Source organism: Weissella minor, from assembly GCF_001437425.1.
Classification (GTDB): domain Bacteria; phylum Bacillota; class Bacilli; order Lactobacillales; family Lactobacillaceae; genus Weissella; species Weissella minor.
Genome location: NZ_JQCD01000031.1, coordinates 188,883 through 208,856 on the forward strand (window position 1 = coordinate 188,883; position 19,974 = coordinate 208,856).

Below are 19,974 nucleotides of genomic sequence, written 5' to 3' on the forward strand. Positions count from 1 at the left end.
ATTTGTGAGCATTCAGCTCACTTTTTTTATTCAAATGGAACAAATCATAAAAAAGGAAAATAATGAAAAAAATTGAACAGGGAACGAAATTTATAGAAGCGCATACGCAGGTTTTTCAATGTCCCACCTGTCATCGTGCTTATGAACAAGTAGAAGGACATAGCCTTGTGTGTCCGAATGGACATCGTATGGATCTCAACAAAAAAGGTACGTTGAATTTTTTGAACCGCACGGTTGATACGGAATATGACGATGGCATGTTAGAGGCACGCCGACATGTCCTTTCAGAAGGTCTATTTGACGGCATTATTCAAACCGTAGCAGATGCATTGGAACCACAAGCACAAACAATTTTGGACATTGGAACGGGAGAAGGCTCGCCATTAGCTAAATTATTGGCACGACGTGGTGAACAAGATACTGGCATTGGTTTTGATATCTCAAAAGCAGGTGTGAATTTAGCAACACAATTGCCAACCCAAGCATTTTTTATGGTCGCTGATTTAGCACATTTACCATTAGCCGATGCAAGTATTGATACGATTGTTGAATTCTTCTCCCCAAGCGCGTATGACGAATTTGATCGCGTCTTAAAAGATGGGGGCCGGTTAATTAAAGTGATTCCGAATGCTGGTTATTTACATGAATTAAGAGAAATGCTTTATCCAGTGGATTCACCAAATCATACGTATAGTAATGAAAAAGTCTTAGCACGCTTTATGGAACGTTACCCGAATGCGAACCGCATCGAGACGACATACCAATGGCCAATTCCAACAGACTGTTATGTGGACCTCTTGCATATGACACCTTTGCATTGGGGAGCACGACCAGAAGCACAAAAATTAGCTGAAACTAGCCCAATATCTAACGTAACGGTAGATGTGACCGTGTTAATTGTCGAGAATATGGGATGAAATGCATCTTTTCCACATAAAACTGTGGAAAAATAACGGAGAGTTCGGTAAAATGGTTTTAGTTATGATTATTAAATTTTAGTAAAGGAAAATAGGTGTTGCAGCATGTTTCCAGATCGTTTGCGTGAATTACGAAAAGGCCGTGGTATCACATTGGAAAACTTAGCTGATGCAATGAATCAGCAGTTAGATCCTGGTCAAAAACCAAATACGGCAGCACAAATTGGTAATTGGGAACGTGGCGACCGCTCACCTTCTTATCTTGAAGTTTGCAAGTTAGCCGAATTCTTCAATGTTTCATTAGACTTTTTAGTTGGTCGTACAATGGCTGAGAAGACTGATTTATCTTTACTATTTTTATCGGGTAAGGAAATTGATTTTAATGGAAAGCCGTTAACTGATCAAGAACGTTTTGATATTTTTCAATATGTTAATGCGTATCTGAACCCAGCAACTGAATTAAAGGATGGGGATGTGACCATCAACCATCAAGAAAACCTATTTTAGGAGCCAAAGAGAAATGTCAGAAAGTCATTTATCATTTGGGACTGGGCGTCAGCTAGCGTATATCGATTATCTCGATGCGTTAGCTGATTTTTTTATCTTATTTAAAGATATTCCAGGCCTTAAAGACAAGTTACAATTAGCGCAGACGGCGGTTAAAGCCATTAACCAAGGCGAATTTCCGCCACCACTACATGATATGGCTGTGACAGAAACCGATATTGCAGCTACACAAGCCTATGTGTTAGCACGTTATCCGCAGCAACCGGAGCAGGGAAATGCTTTGTGGGAGCAATTACGCGAGGCACTCGAACAAGTGGACTATTGTCTACAAAACATTCGTGATGAATTCATTGAAGATTTCAATTTGTATGCGTATTTGACCCCAACGTTCTTAGGAGCTTTATCAAAAGAGTTGGCTGGCAAATCTACTTTAGAGATAATGGCTGGTCAAGGGTATTTATCAGCTGGCCTAAGGGCGTTACGACCGGATCAAACAATTATTGCGACAGATAATCAAGACTGGCAATATCAGCCAGTGGATGCAGTGACACCGGTCACTTTAGTTGAGAATTTGGATGCATTAGCGGCTATTGATAAATATGGGAATCAAGTTGAGGCGATTTTGATGAGTTGGGCGCCTGATACAAGTGACATCGATTGGCAAGTGCTCCAAAAGATACGGCAAGAACACCCTGAAATTACATTTTTGGTGATTGGCGAATTTAAGGGTGCGACAGATTCTGAAATTTTTTGGCAGTCAGCAACATTAAATGAACTTGATGCGATTAATGCAACGCGGCCACCTTTTGATTTGATTGATGAAAAAATTTATCGTGTTTCCTGAATCAATAACATAAGCAAACAAAATAAGTGATTGTAATCTTAAATATGGATTACAGTCGCTTATTTTTATTTAACAGGGTATCGGAGATTGCATATTCGTCATGCTTTGATAAGTCACTGAGAGAATGGATATGTATTTGTAAAAGCACGGCTATGTTCCTTTGGGTCGAGTTAGGGTAAATTAATAAAGTTAATTTGTGCAAATTTTCAAACAAATCGCGTTTATATTGATGTCACCAGGTTGGTGAAATACAGGAAAGGAGTGTTGAGACTGAACCATCAATGTTAAACGGGGGAATAATGAGATGCGCTTGATTAAACAAATGACTTATACAACAGTTGCAACAATTTTTTTAGGAAGTACAGTGCCTTTTGTCGTACCAACACAACAAGCAGGGGCTAATATTCTAAGTGCACAAAATTCGTTTGTGCCGGAGAATATTGAAACATCGATGACTCAAATTTCTGGGGCAATTGATGTGCAGAAGCTTTCAGGGGAAGCATTATCTCAATTTGAGAAAAGTATTGAAATTGCCGCTCAAAGAATGGGATTATCTAAAGTAGATGAGGCATCCGCAATAGACGTTTTGAGAGGATTTTTCGATTCCAAACAAGCGTATTATGCGAATACACAATTAGCAACAGAAGCCTTAATTAGTGCTATTGATCGGAATCATCAGAATGTGTTGTCCGGCGAACAAGTCTTGGCCGCACGTCATGGTAAAATCTCAACACGATTTTTAGGGGCAGTCTTAGACATTGTGATTTCGGCCTGTGTTGGGGGTGGTGTTGGTGCAGCGGCAGCATTGGTACGTCGTAAAGGGCGTGCAGCAGCTAAGCGAATTGTTCAGCAACGAGTTGTAAATAAAATGAGAGGGATGGGCTTAGGGCGTGCAGCAGGTTATGCAAGTGCAGCACTCGACCTTGCCTTAGGCTATTATTCGCCAGGATCAATTATTGCGCATCGAATTGATGCACATGACCGTAAGCGAAATAATGGCTGGATTGAATTATGGTAACAACAAAACAACTAAAGTGGATATATTTAACTTTAGGTTTCTTAATGCTATTAGCGTTGATGGTTGGACATGAAAATAGTTGGTTTTATCGCTTTGAAGCAGCGGTATTAGGAGGATTGGTATTTACAAGTACAGAAAATCATTCGAAGGCTGACTATCATTGGTTCGCTGGTATATTCGTTGGCGTTAATTTAGCGATGTTGATCAATGGCATGTGGGATGTGACACCGGCATGGATTCATTTAGGGATTAGTGGTGTTTGTGCAATGGTATTAATGTTAACTTTTGTGCAAAAATTGGGTAAGTAGTGAACAGCATGTGATTAGATTGCTATATGCAAGACAGTGAAATTTAATCGTAGAAAATTGGTTAGCAGGTGGCGGCAGTGTACCGTTACACGGCTAACCAATTTTTTTGATGCTACCTGTGAATTTAGGTGAAATTTTCAAACTCGAAAAAACGTTTAAACCCTTGTCAGGGCACAATTTGTTAGATACTGTAACTTTGAATTGACAAGCATAATTTAGAGGTCTAACATGAAACATGCGCTTAAATGAATGCGCTTACATTTACTTGGGTTTTTGAATGCTTCGTAGGAGGAGTAGGATGTTTAATTGGTTACTTGCATCACCGGATGCAACAGAACGAGTTCCGGAAGATAAGATTGATAGCACCTATAAGAAAAAACAAATTGGCGTTTTGGTTGCCACTAGTTTTTCTTACATTGCTTATTATATTATTCGTCTAGTTTTCACAACTGAACAAGGCGCAATTATGAAGGAATATGGTTTTCAATTGCACAAATTGGATTGATTCTTTCAACTTTTGGAATTGGGTATGGGATTTCTAAATTATTTATGGGTGCGTTGGCTGACAAGGCGAACACGAAATATTTTTTGGCTTTAGGTTTATATTTATCAGCAATTTTCAATGCCGGTCTAGCGTTTACGCATAATTTTTATGTCATTATGGGATTGATGCTCTTGATGGCATCCGTTCAATCAATGGGTGCGCCCGCTTGTCAGCGTGAAATTAGTTTGTGGTTTTCAAAAAAGAATCGTGGAACGGCGTATGCCATTTGGTCTTCAGCCCACAACGCTGGGGCCTTCTTGTGTGTGATGACAGTTGAATTAGGAGCATACTTATTTAATGGTTCATTATCTGCTATTTTCTTAACAGCTTCTGTTGTTTCTGCCGTAATTGCGACAATTATGTTGTTGATTAATTCTGAACGTCCTGAGACAGAAGGTTTACCTGATGTTGGAACTTGGTCAAATGATGTCGAGTTAACTGATAGTGGTGAAAATGCTATCGCCGATAAAACTGACTTATCAATTGTGCAAGTGTTCGTGAAGTACATTTTGATGAATAAAATTGTTTGGGCTGTGGCATTAACATCAATGGCTATTTATTTGATCCGTTATGGTGTGATGAGCTGGATTCCAAGTTACTTACCAACGAAGGGATTTAGTCCAAATTTTGCCAAGTGGTTGGTTGGAATTTTTGAAATTGCCGCTGTGCCAGGTGTGATTATTACTGGAATGCTTTCCGATAAGTTAAAGGGTCAACGTGCCTTGGTTTGTCTATTCTGTTTGGTTGGTTTAAGTATCGCGCTATTGATTTATTTCATGAGTAGCAACAAGACGTTGATTACAGTTGATCTATTCTTCATGGGAAGCTTAATTTATGCACCTGCAACATTAATCGGTTTGATGATTAATGAAGCTGTACCTAATTTTGCCGTCGGTGTGTCAACTGGATTCATCGGTTTCTTCCAATATGTATTGGGAGAAGTTGGTGCCACTGCTTTGATTGGTTCATTGATTGAGAAGTTTGGTTGGGGTGCAAATGCCGTTGTTATCTTTATCGCGCTTGGGTTGGTATTGATTCTAACGATTTACCTTGTTATGCATGAACGTCGGATTCTGAAAGAAGAAGAGCGTTTGAATCAAATGAGCTAATTGTTTAATATGAATAATTAAATAAAACCTGTCTCCAATTTTGGGACAGGTTTTTTCTTAGGGAAAAAAGGGATGTACAGCAGGTGCATTTATTGTTACGGTGCCGAATTTAGAAAACCGCTTGCCAACCTATGCCATTATCCGGCTTTTTAAAAGAGCTAACTCATGCTTTGTACGATTAAGCAATTCTTGGTCATCTAAATCGGCCAATAACTTCAGTTGATGCTTTATTTCATCGGAATGCTGCTGTATCAGAGCAGTTCTAATTTTAGCTGTAATCGAAATATCGTAACGATGGACTAGTTTAGCTTGCGCAATGGACTGTGAAAAGTAAGTTATGGCTTGTTTATATTCAGCATTTAAGAGACATAATAATCCAAGATTATTTAAGAAGGAGGCTTTGAGGTCAACTAGCTCAGGATAAGTTGTATCAATCTTTGATAGGGCACGCGTCGTGATGTTGATGGCATCTGTTAATTGAAAGAAAAACAACATATCATTGATAATGTATAAATCTGTTTTTTGCCAAGAATCAATTTTTTCAAAATGATGCCAAACGGGCAGAACAGTTTCTCTGAGCATATTGATTTCCTTATTTGATAAGTCTTTATAGTTCTCCACGATGATATATATGTCATTAACGGTATCATTGACAGTGTTTTGATGCCTGTGTTTACGCAATGATTCAATTTTCTGAATATGATAATTATTGGGAGCCGTGTCAGTGATATTCGTAAAGTACTGCGCGAGCAAAGACACGCTTGTACGGTCAAAATAGAGTCTTTCAAAATCAGATAATGTAACCCCTAGCCGGTCTATAAGCTTCATAGCCGTATCAAATGATGGTTCGTGTTCGCCATGTTCAATCTTCGAAATAGCTGATCGTGAAAGAATGCCTTCAGCAAGGTCTTTTTGTTTAATATTCCGTTCTTGTCTTAACTGTTTAATCAATTCTCCAGATTTCATGATACCGCCTCAGTTCAGTTAAATGTGACTATAGTACACATTATAAAAACAATGCGTTAGCAATGCTAGGATAAGAATTACAAATTAGGAAATGAGAGGGGCTTATTGATGGTAGACGAACTGTTTATGAATCGAATTAAAATAAATGGGACTAACAGTGTGATCATGGAACAATTGCTGAATCTAGATGTGGTGCAGATGTTGTCACAAAATAAGCACATCGTAGCAGTTAAGCCGGTTGATACGCATAAATATGTCATTAGAATGATGCAGGGGTCAATCGTACAAACACTCCAATTTGAAATGGAATTAAGACATAATTGTATCCTGTATATTTTAGAAAAAGATAACCAACTTTATTATATTGAATTTACGGTTGAGTCTATGAATAGTGAAGTAAGTCTGCTGAAACAAGAATTTTTGGTCGATAACATAAGACATTATTCTTTTTTGCAAGTTTGCTATTTAAAGCGTGTGTTTAGAAGGCAATTAACGAGTGTTAAAAAGATAGTTGACGTTCGCTTAAAATCGGTGCTTTAAAGGAGAATCAATTATGAAAAACATCTTAATCACGGGTGGAACTTCAGGTGTGGGGTACGCCAGTGCTAAACAATTAATTACGGATGATACGCATTTGATTATTGTTGGCAGAAATGAGGCGAAAGGCGCGCATGCGGTGCGAACGTTAGGGGATGCCAATGTCTCATTTATAGCTGCAGATTTGGGAACTAATCAAGGAATTACTTATTTAGCAGATGTCGTTAAGCAACGATTTACCAAACTGGATGGGGTGATATTGGCAGCGGGTGCCGTTACAAATGACGTGCGAGAAAATAGACAAATTAATTTCAGGACGCACTATGATTTAGTTATGGCATTAAAGCCTATGTTGACGCGAAGTAGAATCTTACTTGTTACAGGTAATCCGAAAGCCATTCAATTATTACCGATTAATGAACAACAGAATAGTCCTATCGCCCGTGCTGGATGGGTTTTAACCCATAAAACCTTGTTAATGATTTATCTGTCAGAGCTATTACGAGACGAACAGATTATTGTAAACAGTTTTTTCCCAGGTGAGGTCAAGAGTAATTTAATGCCTTACACACAGACATTGGTAAACACAGAAGTTCCGGTTGTAAAGTATCTTATGAACGATAGTGATTTAGCGCATGTGACTGGGACTTTTTTTGATGATAAAGGAAAAAAGATTGTGTTGAATTCAAATAAATATAATTTTGAGCGAGCAAAGGCGATTGTCACGAATGTTATCCAATAACTTAACTTATTTTATTACCATAAAGGTTTAAAAATTTAAACCAATGCGTTATACTGAATAAAGCTTACAAAAAGTATATAAAAACACGCAAGGGGATAATATGCAGACAGTATTAGGTAGTAATGGACAAATCGGTACAGAAGTTGCCAAGGAACTTTATCAAAATTACACACATGATATTCGTTTAGTTGGCAGACATCCGGAGAAGATTCACGAGACGGACGAACTCGTTGTCGCAGACTTGAACCAGTATGAAGAGACCTTACATGCCATCGAAGGCAGTGATGTGGTCTATTTTACAGTCGGATTGCCCTATAATCTTTGGGAAAGCCAATTTACGACAATTTTGAAGAATGTGATTAAAGCATGTCATGAAACAGGAGCTAAATTAGCGTACTTCGATAATACGTATATGTATCCTAAAGCGTCACATGTACAGTTAGAGGATAGTTCATTTGATGCGGTTGGACCGAAATCGACAATTCGAGCTGAAATGACCACGATGTTATTAGAGGCGATGCAAGCCGGTATTATCGAAGCAGTGATTGGACGCGCACCTGAGTTTTATGGACCTAACCATACACAAAGTATTACCAACACAATGGTTTTTGATCGCATAAAAGCTGGAAAACGTGCAATTGTTCCTTTGAATGCGCAAGCATTACGCACGTTGATTTGGACGCCTGATGCAAGTCGTGCGCTAGCTTTATTGGGTAATACTGATTCAGCATATGGTCAAACATGGCATCTGCCTACGGACGAACCAATCTCATACGATGCATTAATGCAAAAGACAGAGTCAGTGCTTGACCATAAGGTTCGTTATCAAACACTACCAATGGCTGTGTTTAAAGTCGGCAGTCATTTTAATAAAAATGCACAAGAATTATTGGAATTATTGCCACGTTATCAAGATGATAATATTTTCAATTCTGATAAATTTAAGCAACAATTTCCAGATTTCAAGGTGACCTCTTTTGATGAGGGTGTGCGCCAAATTTTTGATAAATAAAGGTTGGTATGATGACAAACCATGATCAATTAGCAGTTGATATCAATCAAGATATTACTGAAGTTGCAGACATCTTAGTTGCCTTGGGTGATAAAAAACGGTTAATGCTACTTTCACACTTAATCAATGCCTATCAGTCAGCACCGTTATGCGTACGTGACTTAACGGAATTAACTGATTTGTCGCGACCAGCTGTTTCGCATCATCTTAAAATTTTGCGAGAAGCTGGAATTATCAGTTTTAAAAAAGAAGGCACACAAAGCTATTACTTTTTAGATAATGTTCCAGCCAATGTCGCAAAGATAAAACAATTAACCGATGATTTAGTTAAAATAACTTGCTAATAAAAAACCAGCTCACACATGGGCTGGTTTTTTAGTGTACGCATATCTTCCTTGACAGTATTATTGATTATGTTTATATTAACATTATTAATATAAAAAATAGGAGCGACGTCAGATGGAAAAGCAGATGATAAAAATTAGCATATTTGTGAGCGGTATATTTGTTTGTATGTTAGACACAACGGTTATGAACATTGCGTTGCCGCAAATTAGTCAGTCATTTTCCACAAGTCTAGATAATTTGTCATGGGCGATAAATATCTATACGATACTTTTTGCGAGTTTAACGATTCCATTGACCCGTATTGCTGAAAAATGGGGAATGAATAAATCAATTTTATTCGGCTTCTTGCTGTTAGGAAGTGGATCATGTTTGTCAGGAATGGCAAATGCTTTACCTATGTTACTTATAGGTCGAGCGATTCAGAGTATTGGTGCAGCGCTTGTTTTTCCATTATCGATGACATTGGGAATTGAACAAGTTAAACAAGATAGTCGTACGGGTATGATTGCCCTATTAGGTGTGACTCAGGGGCTAGCGGCGGCACTAGGACCAATTATTGGTGGGGTTATAACGCAACTATTTTCATGGCGTTGGATTTTTTTAATTAACGTACCAATTATTATTTTGATTTTGTTTACGGGTCGTTTCGTTCTGAATCTGCATGAAGCAACCGGACAAAATAAACATTTTGATATAGCAGGATCAATCACTAGTATTATTTTTCTAGTCAGTTTGACGCTTGTTTTAACACAAGGGCGTATTTGGGGATGGACGAGTGTCGCGTCAGTGGGTACTATGATAGTCGCGCTATTAGTTTTTGTGGTTTTTATAATCATCGAAAAAAGAACAATGCAACCAATGATACCATTAGAACTATTCACGAATAGGCAGTTTAATGGTGCTGCAATTGTTATCGTTTTAAGTAATCTCTTTTTGGTTGCGATTACGGTTATTTTACCGACCTACTATACGACGGTAGCGCATTTTGATGCTTTGCATGCAGCTTTGATGCTTTTACCAATTACGATATTCATTTTTATCATGTCACCGATTGCTGGATTTTCACTTAAAAAAATAGGAGCAAAACAGTTGATTACATTAGGTTTTTTGTTGATGGCTTTGGGGTACTTGGGCTTTGGGTATAATGGACTGGAGAATCAGCTATATGCTTATTTAGATGGTGCATTGATTGGCGCAGGATACGGACTCATTACAGGACCAATTACGATTTTAGCCGCATCAGATTTTACAGGTGAATTACTTTCTGCATCGCAGAGTGTTGCAGGTGTGATGAGACAGGTGGGGACGGTATTAGCGGTGTCCATTTTTGTGACAAGCTTATATAGTAATATTGATAATGCCCAAAAACAATCAAATCAATATATGGAACAGTCGATTGGGGCATTACCAGTACCAAATCAGATAAAATCAGTGTTGATTGATAAGTCTAGGCAAGCGCTTAAAGATAATAATCAAACACAACAAATTCCGAAAAAGCATACCGGTGATAAAAAAATAGATGTGCGTATTAATATGACGCTTATAAAGATTAAAAAAGAAGCGGAAGCAAATATGATGAAGGCTTTTAAAAATTTATACAAAAGTGCCTTGCCATTCTTAATATTGAGTGCATTTTGCACATTGCTTTTTTGGAAAAACCAGAAAATTAGTGAATGAAAATGGTATGATTATTGAATTAAGATGAAAAATGTTCAATCAAGCGCAATTATATGTTTGTATCAAAGTTGAATACAGTGTGTGCAAAGGAGTAAACGATGAAAGGTAAGCATGTGATACTTGGTTTACTGAATACAAGAGGTGGGTTAACGGGTTATCAAATTAAAGAAATTGTGCAGACGCAATTGCATCATTTTTATGATGGTGGATTTGGTATGATTTATCCAACTTTGAAGAAGTTAGAAGAGGCTGAAATGGTTTCTAAAGAAACCATTAGCCAAGATGACAAACCCAATAAAAATGTTTTTTATATTACTGACTTAGGTAAAACGGAATTTAATCAAGCCGTCAATCAAAAGACAGAACCTGAAGTTTTAAAGTCTGATTTTTTAATGAAATTATACTTCGGTGCGTCGCTGGATAGTGGAAATGATGTGACCTTTTTGAAAGAAGAATTAGTACGGAAACAAGCAAGTTTGCAGCAGCTTGTTGAAAACATCGAAAAGTGGCGCAATGACGGGATGTCCGATCATCAGTTATTTACTGTTGAGTACGGAATGGCGTACTACCGCGCTGCGATTGAAGTGATTGAAAAAAGATTAGCAGAGATCAGCTAGAAAATAGTCCATAAAAAAGCGCCAACGGCATTACGTTGGCGCTTTTGATTTATTCATCTGAATTTGCTTGAGCTTCTGCTTCACGAGCAACCATTTGGGCATAATCATCGCCCCAAATTTCCATGGCCCGGATAACGGGATACAGCGATTTGCCAAATTCAGTCAAACGGTATTCAGTCTTAACAGGCACGACTGGGTAGATGGTTTTATCGATGAGCCCATCAGCTTCTAATTCACTTAGTTGCTTAGCTAACATTCTTTTGGAAACGTAGGGAAGCTTGCTTTCAAATTCGGAAAAGCGAAGGACTTTATTTTCAAACAAATGATACAAAATCACACTTTTCCATTTACCGGAAATAAATTGTAAAGTGTTTTGAACGGGACAACCTAAATCACAATCATAAACTTCGCGCATCAAAATGACAGTACCTCCAAATTTTAATATTAAACTTCCCCTCATATATCTATCCTAGCACTTGTTGCAACAAGTAGGTGAATTAATCTGCACCTAGTGCCTTTAAATTCACGTCTTCCATTGCTGAACGAAAGGTCTAACATAGTAGTTAGTAAAGCGAGGAGGGCTTGGAAGATGACAAATAACATTAAAGCGGTTGGCTTTTACCAACATTTACCAATTTCAGATGCAAAGAGTTTTGAGGATATTGAATTACCAGTACCAACGGTTGGTGGTCATGATTTATTAGTACGTGTTGACGGTGTATCAGTGAACCCAGTTGATGTTGGTGTCCGTAAAGGTGGTCGTCCCAAGCCCTTAAAGCATCCAAAAATTATTGGATGGGATGCGGTGGGGACTGTGATTGATACAGGCTCAGAAGTATCACTTTTCGCAAAAGGTGATCGTGTTTGGTATGCTGGTGACTTTACGAAGTCAGGGAGTGATGCGCAAAATCAAGTCGTTGATGAACGGATTGTTGGTCATGCACCAAAGAATTTAGACGATGAATCTGCCGCAGCGGTTCCATTGGTTGGATTGACCGCATATGAATCACTTTTTGAAAAATTGCATATCACATGGGGTAATAATGCGGATAAAACGATTTTGATTATTAACGGTGCCGGTGGTGTTGGTTCAATGGCCGTCCAATTGGCTAAACTGGCCGGACTCAAAGTGATTGCAACAGCTTCACGACCAGATTCAGTAGCCTGGGTTGAACAGCTAGGGGCAGACGAGGTGATTGATCATCATCAAGATTTGGTTAAGCAAGTGCATGCCTTGGGGTTACAATATGTTGATTATGTCTTGAATTTGAATAATCTTGATGCCCATTGGGATGAGATTGCAGAAGTTATTAAGCCTAATGGGATGATTGCAGCAACAACTGAAAACCATCGCTTGATTGATTTGCAAAAATTAACCAAGAAACGTGCTACATTCGCCTGGGAATGGATGTATAGTAAGTCTTATTATCAGGTTGATTTAGAATCACAGCATGAAATTTTGGATGAAATTGCGAAGCTATATGAAGATGGTAAATTGCAAACATTAGATAAAATTCATTACAGTCCGATTAATGCTGAGAATATGCGCAAAGCACATGCAGATGTTGAATCCGGTAAAATGGTCGGGAAAGTTGTTTTAACTGGTTGGGAAAAATAGGTGTTAGGCCAATAAATCCAATAAAAAACCGCTTAGCGTAAACTAAGCGGTTTTTATTATTTAACAAATTGTTCTGATAATTCTAGGAATTCATCAATGTCAGCTTGAACCAAATCAGCACCAGCTTGCCAGAAGTCAGGCTTGGTTAGGTCAACACCTAAGTGCTTTTGAGCAAGTTCTTCAGTAGTCATGTTGGCTGTGTCACGCAACAAACTAATGTAAGCTTCTTCAAAGTTATCTTGTGTTTTCGCCCATGCATAAATTCCTGAGCTAAAGAGATAACCAAATGTGTATGGGAAGTTATAGAATGGCACACCATCAATGTAGAAATGGAGCTTTGATGACCAGAAGTGGGGGTGACGCTTATTTAGAATACCGTCAAACGCTTCGCTTTGCGCCTCATCCATTAACGTATTTAGGCGTTCAGCAGGTACATAGCCTTGTTCACGCTCTTGATAAAACTTGTTTTCAAACAAGAAACGGGTACGAATGTTTAAGAACATGGCAATTGGATTTGTCATCTTCGCATCTAGCAAAACAACCTTTTCAGCATCAGTTTGTGCTTGTTGCACATTGGCATCTGCAATCAACAATTCAGCGAAAGTTGAGGCTGTTTCAGCCACGTTCATGGCATAGTCATCACGCCATAGTGGCAAATCTGTTAGTAAGCTAGAATGGAAAGCATGACCGAGCTCATGCGCGATGGTTGACGCATCGTTGACTGAACCTGTGAAAGTCAAGAAGATACGTGATTCATGGATATCTGGTAGGGTATCCATCCAACCACCTGGTTGCTTACCAGGACGGTCTTCTGCTTCAATCCATTGGTTTTCAAAAGCTTGTTGGGCAAAGTCAGCCATCTTTGATGAATACTTGCCAAAGTTTTGGATAATGAATTGCGCCACGTCATCATATGAATGTGTTTCAGGCTTATAGTCACCAACATGTGTTAGTGGGGCAACTTGGTCTTGCCAACCAATCCCATCTGTACCGAGCAAGGCTGCTTTACGATCAAAGTATGCCTTAAACATCCCCTTATTCTGATCAACAACTTGCCACATGGCATCAAGGGTTGCCTTTGACATACGATTCATCTCTAGTGGTTCTTCAAGATAATTTTCATAGTTGTGGGACTTTTGTTCCGTTAAACGAGCCCCAGCTAAATGATTGAGCGTGTCAGCTGTAATTGTTTCAGCTTGCCCCCACATGTCTTCATAGCCGTCCATTAGCTTAGAACGGGCGTCATTATCAGGATAACCATCCAGCATGTTTAGGGCTTGCCCAGCTGAAATCGTCTTTGTTTCACCATTCTCATCGGTAAATGGCATGTCGAGGGTCGCCGCAACGACATCGTAGTGACTTGACCATGCCGTGAGGCCATCCAACTTAAGTTGGTCAAGCAAGGCCTCGGTCTCAGGACGGCCTAAACGTTGGGCGCTATGACGTAGTTCCTTTAAAGTGAAAGCAACTGGTGCTAACTCAGGTAAGGCCACAATTTTTTCAAAGCTTGCGGCATCAAAATGTGCTAATAATAGCTTGTAGGCATTGAAGGGTTGGTTAAAGCCAGCAGAGAGGCTTTGAATTCTATTATCAACTGAACGGTAAGTCGGATTTGTATAATCGGCTGAAATTAAACCATTAATATAGGTACCAACGGTCTTTAGACCACTTTCAAGGTCTTGGACAAGTTGAGTGAGGGCAACTACTTCTGAAAAATCAGGATCAGCATCCGCTTGATAGTTGGCAATGCGTTGCTTGAGTGAGTCGGTTTGGTGTTGAATGGTTGCTAACTTCTCAGTAAAAGCATCCCCTTCCACGCCACCTGGGTATAGGTCAATTAAATTCCAATTTTCTGAATATGTCATAAGGCACCTCTCATTGTTTTTTAATATTGTATCATAGAATCAGTCCATCCTTAAAATTATTAGGAATTTCTTGTAGTTAACGGGGTATACATTTTAAATTTCAAATGATTTGCTATAATGGTTTAGTTATGAATTTTTAGATTTGTGAAAAGAGGAGTTCAGTCGAGCAAGACTGATATATTGAAAGAGATGAAAAAAGGGACGAAAATTGCGTTGGGAACCTTAGTTGGCTTTATTGTCATGGTACTGGTTATCGCGGCTGGACCATTTTATATGGTTGAAGTGCGTGGAGACAAAAGCTTTGTGTTGAGTGGTAACAGTAGTGGGGAAGTTGTTAAAAAGGACCCGCTTGCGGACCAAAAACAAGCTTGGAAAAAAGTGGACAATAAGCAAGATGTTGCGTTGACCACAAAAGATGGCACGCATTTGAAAGGGCAATACATTCCAGCTGCTAAAAAGACTAATAAAACCGCTGTGATGATTCATGGTTTTGGTGTGGATCATACGGAAATGATTCCTTATGCGAACTTAATGCACGACCAAGGCTACAATGTGTTGCTAAGTGATAATCGTGCAGCGGGTAAGTCCGAGGGTAGTTTTATTGGCTATGGCTATTTGGAAGCAAAAGACTATTTGGAATGGATTGATAAATTAATTGATGATAATCCAAATAGTGAAATTGTCGTTTACGGAACATCATTAGGTGGGGCAACAACAATGCTTTTGTCAGGAATGAATCCGCCTAAGCAAGTGAAGGCCTTCATTGAAGATTGTGGCTACACAAGTATGCGCGAAGAATTAGTTTATGAGGCCAATACACTCTTTGGCATTCCAAAGTGGGTTGCCAATCCCTTGATTAGTGTCATGTCAGTTTATTCAAAAATTCTTGCCGGTTATTCATATAATCAAGTGGATAGTGTTGCGGCCGTTAAAAAGAACGATCGCCCAATGTTATTTATTCATGGGGATGAGGATAATTTTGTGCCAGGTTACATGGTGCATGACGTCTATGATGCGGCAAAGGGACCTAAAGAAAAGATGGTTGTTGCTGGTGCTGACCATATGGAAGCATACCGTTTGGACATTCCAAAGTATGAACATAAGGTTGAAAGTTTCTTAGATAAATATATGGATTAAAAACTAAGGTATTGTTGTGTTTACGACAATACCTTTTTTATGTGGTCATGCTACAATAGAATGGACAAAGATGAGGTAAAGACGATGACAGATTATTACTATACAGAAGAACCAACGGCAGCGCATGACGAGCATACTTTCCAATTTGATTTATTGGGCCATCCCTTAACATTTACAACTGACGCAGGTGTTTTTTCAAAGAGCACGGTCGACTATGGGACACGGGCCATGCTTGAAGCCTTTGACCGCGATGAAATTCCAGATGGGCCGATTTTAGATTTAGGGGCTGGTTATGGGCCTGTGGCTATATCATTGGCTAAAACACTACCCGATCGTCAATTTGTTGCGGCAGAAATTAATCACCGTGCCGCCGGGTTGATTGTTCGTAATGCACAAGCGAATCAGGTAGCGGATCAAATTGAAGTAGTGACATCGGATTGCTATGAAAATGTGCATGATCGTTTTGCGGCAATTTTAGTAAATCCACCAGTGCGAGCTGGGAAAGATGTTGTTCAAACGATGATTAGTGAAGCCAAGAATCATTTGCTACCGGAAGGGACATTAACTGTCGTTTTGCAAAAGAAACAAGGTGCTCCTTCTGCCAAAAAGCTCATGCTTGAAACCTTTGATAATGCCCAAACTATTTCAAAGGATAAAGGTTATTACATTATGGAGAGTGTGTATGTCGACGGAACTAACGCCTGAACAAATTGATTATTTTATGGGTCAAGCGTTATACGAAGCACGTAAAGCAGGCGCATTAGGTGAAGTTCCGATTGGGGCCGTGGTTGTGAACGATGGGGAAATTGTGGGCCGTGGCTTTAATTTGCGTGAACGTTTGCAAGACGGGACCCAACATGCCGAGTTGTTAGCAATTAGTGAAGCAAATCGTTTGTTACATTCGTGGCGATTGCCCGAAGCACAGTTGTTTGTGACCTTGGAACCGTGCTTGATGTGTGCAGGCCTAATCCAACAAACGCGGATTACAGACGTTTACTATGGTGCCGAAGATCCAAAGGGTGGCGCAGTCCATTCCTTATATCAGGTATTAGAAGATGAGCGTTTAAACCATCAAGTGCATGTCGTTTCCGGTGTACGTCAAGATGAAGCAAGTCAGTTGCTCAAAGATTTTTTTAAAGCAGTTCGCAAGCGACGCAAGGCGCAAAAGCGGGCGGAGAAAGAAGCTAAAAATAACTAGTCAAAAAAATGAGGACGTGTTATACTATCTTCTGGTGGGGCAAGTATGCACTTCGAATCGTGTCAGGGTCGGAAGGCAGCAGCACTAAGGAGACCGTGTATTGTGCTTCACTTCCTTAAGTATATAAAGTCGCTAGCTGATAATTTTATCGGCTGGCGTTTTTTTTGATAAAAGTTCTGTTAGAATAGAGTGTATTAAATTGACAGATTGGAGGACGTTGGATTGGCATATCAAGCTTTATACCGGACATGGCGTCCGCAGAAATTCAGTGACATGATTGGGCAAGAGGTTGTGACCCGGACTTTACGGAACACAATTATCAGCAATCAAATTACGCATGCCTATTTGTTCAACGGCCCTCGGGGAACTGGTAAAACATCAGCTGCTAAGATTTTTGCCAAGGCGGTGAATTGTTTACATCCCGTCGATGGGGAACCAGATGATACCTGTGAAATTTGTGTGGCAATTAATGAAGGTGCCCTTGGTGATGTGATTGAATTGGACGCGGCGTCTAATAACAGTGTTGATGAAATTCGACAAATTCGTGAAGATGTTAATTACGCCCCAACGCGGGCTCAATATAAAGTCTACATTATTGATGAGGTGCACATGCTTTCAACAGGTGCATTTAATGCGTTGTTGAAGACATTAGAAGAACCACCTGCAAACGTGATTTTTATTTTGGCAACAACGGAACCACAAAAGATTCCAGCCACGATTATTTCACGAACGCAACGCTTTGATTTTAAGCGAATCAGTGCGCAAGATGCATTAAATCGTATGAAATATATCTTAGACGAAGTCGGGGATGCTTATGATGAAGATGCATTACGTGTGATTGCTAATGCTGCTGATGGTGGGATGCGTGATGCCTTAAGTATTTTGGATCAAGTGCTCTCATTCGGTGATGATACGGTTACCTTGGAAAATGCACTGTTGGTTACTGGTTCAGTGACGCAAACATTGTTGGGTGAGTATGTGCAAGCTTTGCAAGCGCATGATACGAAGTCCGCGCTAGCTAAGGTTGAAGAAATTCTTGATGCCGGTAAGGATGTGAATCGCTTCGTAGAAGATTTAATTAGTTACGCCCGTGACTTATTGCTTTATACAGAAGCACCTGATTTAATTACACTTGTTCCAGATGATAACTTTAAGCAATTGGCTGAAGCAACGCCGGCGCAAGTTTGGTACGAAATGATTGACGTCTTAAGTGAAACGCAACAACAATTACGCTTTACGAATCGACCAAGTGTTTACTTAGAAGTGTTGACGGTGAAGCTAAGTGCTGTGCAGACAAAGCCGCAAGCTGTCAGCGAACAAGTGGCTGTAACACCTGTCACGCCGACACCGGTACAGCCTGAAGTTAAGGCAACAAGCAGTCAGCAGGCACCGGCTGAATCAGTGGTTGCTGCGCAAAACAATGTTGCCGCCAAGCAGCCAGTGGCGCCTACGCCAACTGAGCCAACCAATCAGACACCAAAGCCAGCACAAGCAAGCATTCAAGTGGCCTCGGACCAAGCGGCCGTGTTTAAAGTATTACGGCAAGCAACACGTGGTGATTTGAATCGCATTCAAGGTATTTGGGGCGACTTGGTGAATGCTTTATCAGTGCCGCAACAAGCGATGCTAAATGTGGCGCGACCAATAGCGGCAGCACCTGAAGGACTTGTGATTGCTTTTGATTACGATGTTATTCGGGTCAATGCCATGCAAAATCAAGACCTATTGGCGAAGCTAACCCAACAATTGCGCATTTTAACGCAAGCAGACAGCGATCGTCAGTTAGTGTTTATTGTTAATGAAGATTGGCCTAATTTACGAGCTGAATTTGTTAAGGAAACACGTGGCGTTACAAGTGAAACAAGTTCGCCCGCGCAAGGGGAACCAGCCAGCCCAAATATGGTGGATGATCCAACCATGCAAGGGCTTATTGATCAAGCTGAATCAGAAGTTGAAGCAAATCCAGCTGTTGATGAAGCTAAAGCCATTTTTGGAGCTGACTTAGTTGAAACACAGGATAATTAAAATGTGAACACGCATAAGAAAGAAGAGGATTTACGAATGTTTGGTGGACAAAACATGCAACAAATGATGAAGCAAATGAAGAAGATGCAATCACAAGTGCAATCAGAACAAGCTGCGATTGCTGAAACAGAGTACACAGGTTCAGCGCCTAGTGATATGGTAACCGTTAAATTTAATGGTGACCACGAAATGCTCGATATGCAAATTAAGCCCGAATTGATTGATCCGGAAGATCCAGATGAATTGTCAGACATGATTTTGGTTGCTGTCAATGATGCTTTGAAGAAACTTGAAGCCGATACAGAAAAGCGTATGGGCCAATTTGCACCTAAAGGCATGGGTGGATTTTAAGGCAACTTTAGGAGAAAGAAGGTAGTCTTGTGCAATATCCTGAACCGGTGGCTAAACTCATAGACAGTTTTACGAAACTGCCTGGAATTGGGATTAAAACAGCCACACGCCTTGCTTTTTTTGTGATTGATATGCCAGAAGAAGATGTTACTGGGTTTGCACAATCGTTGATTTCGGCTAAACGTGATTTAACTTTTTGCAGTATTTGTGGTAACCTAACGGAAAATGATCCATGTAATATCTGTACTGACACGAATCGTGATCAACAAACGGTGTTGGTTGTCGAAGAAGTGAAGGATTTGATGGCGATTGAAAATGCGGGTGAGTATCATGGACTTTACCATGTCTTACACGGTGTTTTGTCACCAATCGCAGGAAAAGGTCCCGATGATATCAATATTGATGCATTGGTGACGCGTTTACAGAAAAATGAAGCAATTGAAGAAGTGATTGTCGCAACAAATGCGAATGCAGAAGGCGAAGCCACTGCCATGTATCTGTCTCGTTTGCTTAAGCCGGCCGGCATTAAAGTATCACGATTGGCAACCGGATTGTCAGTTGGTAGTGATATTGATTATGCTGATGAAATCACCTTAATTAAAGCAGTTGAAGGAAGGACAGAGCTGTAATGTTT

The 19,974-nt window shown here is 39.8% G+C and carries 21 protein-coding genes, 1 other RNA gene and 1 pseudogene; 20 read left to right on the top strand and 3 right to left on the bottom strand.

The window, feature by feature from the left end:
- The first annotated feature begins 62 nt into the window (after positions 1–62).
- The 6 genes and pseudogenes from IV67_RS08425 to IV67_RS08450 all read left to right on the top strand — a co-directional run bounded on the left by IV67_RS08425 (position 63) and on the right by IV67_RS08450 (position 5,247).
- Entirely contained in the window at positions 63–917 is an 855-nt protein-coding gene (locus IV67_RS08425; protein ID WP_057788964.1) for a methyltransferase domain-containing protein, read from the top strand.
- A gap of 105 nt (positions 918–1,022) precedes the next feature.
- Positions 1,023–1,424: a helix-turn-helix domain-containing protein gene (locus IV67_RS08430; RefSeq protein WP_057788966.1), complete on the top strand. Its 402-nt coding sequence runs from the start codon at positions 1,023–1,025 to the stop codon at positions 1,422–1,424.
- 13 nt (positions 1,425–1,437) lie between these two features.
- Entirely contained in the window at positions 1,438–2,268 is an 831-nt protein-coding gene (locus IV67_RS08435; RefSeq protein ID WP_057788968.1) for a hypothetical protein, read from the top strand.
- Positions 2,269–2,572: 304 nt separating this feature from the next.
- Entirely contained in the window at positions 2,573–3,286 is a 714-nt protein-coding gene (locus IV67_RS08440) for a hypothetical protein (RefSeq protein WP_057788970.1), read from the top strand.
- Positions 3,280–3,594: a hypothetical protein gene (locus tag IV67_RS08445; RefSeq protein WP_057788972.1), complete on the top strand. Its 315-nt coding sequence runs from the start codon at positions 3,280–3,282 to the stop codon at positions 3,592–3,594. The genes IV67_RS08440 and IV67_RS08445 overlap by 7 nt, the downstream gene beginning before the upstream one ends.
- Positions 3,595–3,892: 298 nt before the next feature.
- Positions 3,893–5,247, top strand: a pseudogene (locus tag IV67_RS08450) (MFS transporter).
- Between the two features lie 129 nt (positions 5,248–5,376).
- Here the strand turns inward: IV67_RS08450 and IV67_RS08455 are convergent.
- On the bottom strand, positions 5,377–6,213 hold the full coding sequence (locus IV67_RS08455; protein WP_057788974.1) for a helix-turn-helix domain-containing protein: 837 nt from the start codon (positions 6,211–6,213) through the stop codon (positions 5,377–5,379).
- A 108-nt stretch (positions 6,214–6,321) separates the two neighbouring features.
- Between IV67_RS08455 and IV67_RS08460 the strand changes: the two genes are divergently transcribed.
- The 6 genes from IV67_RS08460 to IV67_RS08485 all read left to right on the top strand — a co-directional run bounded on the left by IV67_RS08460 (position 6,322) and on the right by IV67_RS08485 (position 11,146).
- Complete coding sequence (locus IV67_RS08460; protein ID WP_057788978.1) at positions 6,322–6,753, top strand: hypothetical protein; 432 nt, start codon at positions 6,322–6,324, stop codon at positions 6,751–6,753.
- 13 nt (positions 6,754–6,766) lie between these two features.
- A complete protein-coding gene (locus tag IV67_RS08465; protein WP_057788980.1) occupies positions 6,767–7,492 on the top strand; it encodes an SDR family NAD(P)-dependent oxidoreductase in 726 nt (241 codons plus the stop codon).
- Positions 7,493–7,592: 100 nt separating this feature from the next.
- Entirely contained in the window at positions 7,593–8,504 is a 912-nt protein-coding gene (locus tag IV67_RS08470; RefSeq protein ID WP_057788982.1) for an NAD-dependent epimerase/dehydratase family protein, read from the top strand.
- An 8-nt stretch (positions 8,505–8,512) separates the two neighbouring features.
- A complete protein-coding gene (locus tag IV67_RS08475) occupies positions 8,513–8,848 on the top strand; it encodes an ArsR/SmtB family transcription factor (RefSeq protein WP_057788984.1) in 336 nt (111 codons plus the stop codon).
- Between the two features lie 115 nt (positions 8,849–8,963).
- A complete protein-coding gene (locus IV67_RS08480; protein WP_057788986.1) occupies positions 8,964–10,529 on the top strand; it encodes an MFS transporter in 1,566 nt (521 codons plus the stop codon).
- A gap of 98 nt (positions 10,530–10,627) precedes the next feature.
- Positions 10,628–11,146 carry a PadR family transcriptional regulator gene (locus IV67_RS08485; protein WP_057788988.1) on the top strand — a complete coding sequence of 173 codons (519 nt, stop codon included), beginning with the start codon at positions 10,628–10,630 and terminating at the stop codon, positions 11,144–11,146.
- Between the two features lie 49 nt (positions 11,147–11,195).
- Here the strand turns inward: IV67_RS08485 and IV67_RS08490 are convergent, their stop codons facing one another.
- On the bottom strand, positions 11,196–11,561 hold the full coding sequence (locus IV67_RS08490) for a winged helix-turn-helix transcriptional regulator (RefSeq protein ID WP_057788990.1): 366 nt from the start codon (positions 11,559–11,561) through the stop codon (positions 11,196–11,198).
- Between the two features lie 186 nt (positions 11,562–11,747).
- On the opposite strand from IV67_RS08490, the gene IV67_RS08495 reads away from it, so the two are divergent.
- Positions 11,748–12,764, top strand: coding sequence for a zinc-binding alcohol dehydrogenase family protein (locus IV67_RS08495; RefSeq protein WP_057789126.1), 1,017 nt, complete (start codon positions 11,748–11,750; stop codon positions 12,762–12,764).
- A 56-nt stretch (positions 12,765–12,820) separates the two neighbouring features.
- Here the strand turns inward: IV67_RS08495 and IV67_RS08500 are convergent, their stop codons facing one another.
- The gene (locus IV67_RS08500; protein ID WP_057788992.1) at positions 12,821–14,629 is read right to left on the bottom strand and encodes a M3 family oligoendopeptidase; all 1,809 of its coding nucleotides are present in this window, start codon (positions 14,627–14,629) and stop codon (positions 12,821–12,823) included.
- 189 nt (positions 14,630–14,818) lie between these two features.
- Between IV67_RS08500 and IV67_RS08505 the strand changes: the two genes are divergently transcribed.
- The 7 genes from IV67_RS08505 (at position 14,819) to recR (ending at position 19,969) form a co-directional block, all read left to right on the top strand.
- Complete coding sequence (locus IV67_RS08505; RefSeq protein ID WP_057788994.1) at positions 14,819–15,766, top strand: alpha/beta hydrolase; 948 nt, start codon at positions 14,819–14,821, stop codon at positions 15,764–15,766.
- Positions 15,767–15,850: 84 nt separating this feature from the next.
- The gene (locus IV67_RS08510) at positions 15,851–16,471 is read left to right on the top strand and encodes a class I SAM-dependent methyltransferase (protein WP_057788996.1); all 621 of its coding nucleotides are present in this window, start codon (positions 15,851–15,853) and stop codon (positions 16,469–16,471) included.
- Entirely contained in the window at positions 16,449–16,964 is a 516-nt protein-coding gene (tadA, locus tag IV67_RS08515; RefSeq protein WP_057788998.1) for a tRNA adenosine(34) deaminase TadA, read from the top strand. Before IV67_RS08510 ends, tadA begins: the two co-directional genes overlap by 23 nt.
- Positions 16,965–16,990: 26 nt before the next feature.
- Positions 16,991–17,088, top strand: an RNA gene (gene ffs / locus IV67_RS09155) — signal recognition particle sRNA small type.
- A gap of 98 nt (positions 17,089–17,186) precedes the next feature.
- Positions 17,187–18,989, top strand: a complete 1,803-nt coding sequence (gene dnaX, locus IV67_RS08520; RefSeq protein WP_057789000.1) for a DNA polymerase III subunit gamma/tau — start codon at positions 17,187–17,189, stop codon at positions 18,987–18,989.
- Between the two features lie 36 nt (positions 18,990–19,025).
- Complete coding sequence (locus IV67_RS08525) at positions 19,026–19,340, top strand: YbaB/EbfC family nucleoid-associated protein (RefSeq protein WP_057789002.1); 315 nt, start codon at positions 19,026–19,028, stop codon at positions 19,338–19,340.
- A gap of 29 nt (positions 19,341–19,369) precedes the next feature.
- Complete coding sequence (gene recR, locus IV67_RS08530; protein WP_057789004.1) at positions 19,370–19,969, top strand: recombination mediator RecR; 600 nt, start codon at positions 19,370–19,372, stop codon at positions 19,967–19,969.
- Positions 19,970–19,974: the final 5 nt, after the last annotated feature.

Excerpts from the sequence above, each read along its gene's own strand:
- IV67_RS08505 (WP_057788994.1), top strand. The coding sequence starts at position 14,819 with ATGAAAAAAGGGACGAAAATTGCGTTGGGAACCTTAGTTGGCTTTATT.
- tadA (WP_057788998.1), top strand. The coding sequence starts at position 16,449 with ATGTCGACGGAACTAACGCCTGAACAAATTGATTATTTTATGGGTCAA.
- IV67_RS08440 (WP_057788970.1), top strand. The coding sequence starts at position 2,573 with ATGCGCTTGATTAAACAAATGACTTATACAACAGTTGCAACAATTTTT.
- IV67_RS08435 (WP_057788968.1), top strand. The coding sequence starts at position 1,438 with ATGTCAGAAAGTCATTTATCATTTGGGACTGGGCGTCAGCTAGCGTAT.
- IV67_RS08425 (WP_057788964.1), top strand. The coding sequence starts at position 63 with ATGAAAAAAATTGAACAGGGAACGAAATTTATAGAAGCGCATACGCAG.
- IV67_RS08480 (WP_057788986.1), top strand. The coding sequence starts at position 8,964 with ATGGAAAAGCAGATGATAAAAATTAGCATATTTGTGAGCGGTATATTT.
- IV67_RS08460 (WP_057788978.1), top strand. The coding sequence starts at position 6,322 with ATGGTAGACGAACTGTTTATGAATCGAATTAAAATAAATGGGACTAAC.
- IV67_RS08465 (WP_057788980.1), top strand. The coding sequence starts at position 6,767 with ATGAAAAACATCTTAATCACGGGTGGAACTTCAGGTGTGGGGTACGCC.
- IV67_RS08445 (WP_057788972.1), top strand. The coding sequence starts at position 3,280 with ATGGTAACAACAAAACAACTAAAGTGGATATATTTAACTTTAGGTTTC.
- IV67_RS08485 (WP_057788988.1), top strand. The coding sequence starts at position 10,628 with ATGAAAGGTAAGCATGTGATACTTGGTTTACTGAATACAAGAGGTGGG.
- IV67_RS08430 (WP_057788966.1), top strand. The coding sequence starts at position 1,023 with ATGTTTCCAGATCGTTTGCGTGAATTACGAAAAGGCCGTGGTATCACA.
- IV67_RS08525 (WP_057789002.1), top strand. The coding sequence starts at position 19,026 with ATGTTTGGTGGACAAAACATGCAACAAATGATGAAGCAAATGAAGAAG.
- IV67_RS08475 (WP_057788984.1), top strand. The coding sequence starts at position 8,513 with ATGATGACAAACCATGATCAATTAGCAGTTGATATCAATCAAGATATT.
- IV67_RS08510 (WP_057788996.1), top strand. The coding sequence starts at position 15,851 with ATGACAGATTATTACTATACAGAAGAACCAACGGCAGCGCATGACGAG.
- IV67_RS08470 (WP_057788982.1), top strand. The coding sequence starts at position 7,593 with ATGCAGACAGTATTAGGTAGTAATGGACAAATCGGTACAGAAGTTGCC.
- IV67_RS08490 (WP_057788990.1), bottom strand. The coding sequence starts at position 11,561 with ATGCGCGAAGTTTATGATTGTGATTTAGGTTGTCCCGTTCAAAACACT.
- IV67_RS08455 (WP_057788974.1), bottom strand. The coding sequence starts at position 6,213 with ATGAAATCTGGAGAATTGATTAAACAGTTAAGACAAGAACGGAATATT.
- IV67_RS08500 (WP_057788992.1), bottom strand. The coding sequence starts at position 14,629 with ATGACATATTCAGAAAATTGGAATTTAATTGACCTATACCCAGGTGGC.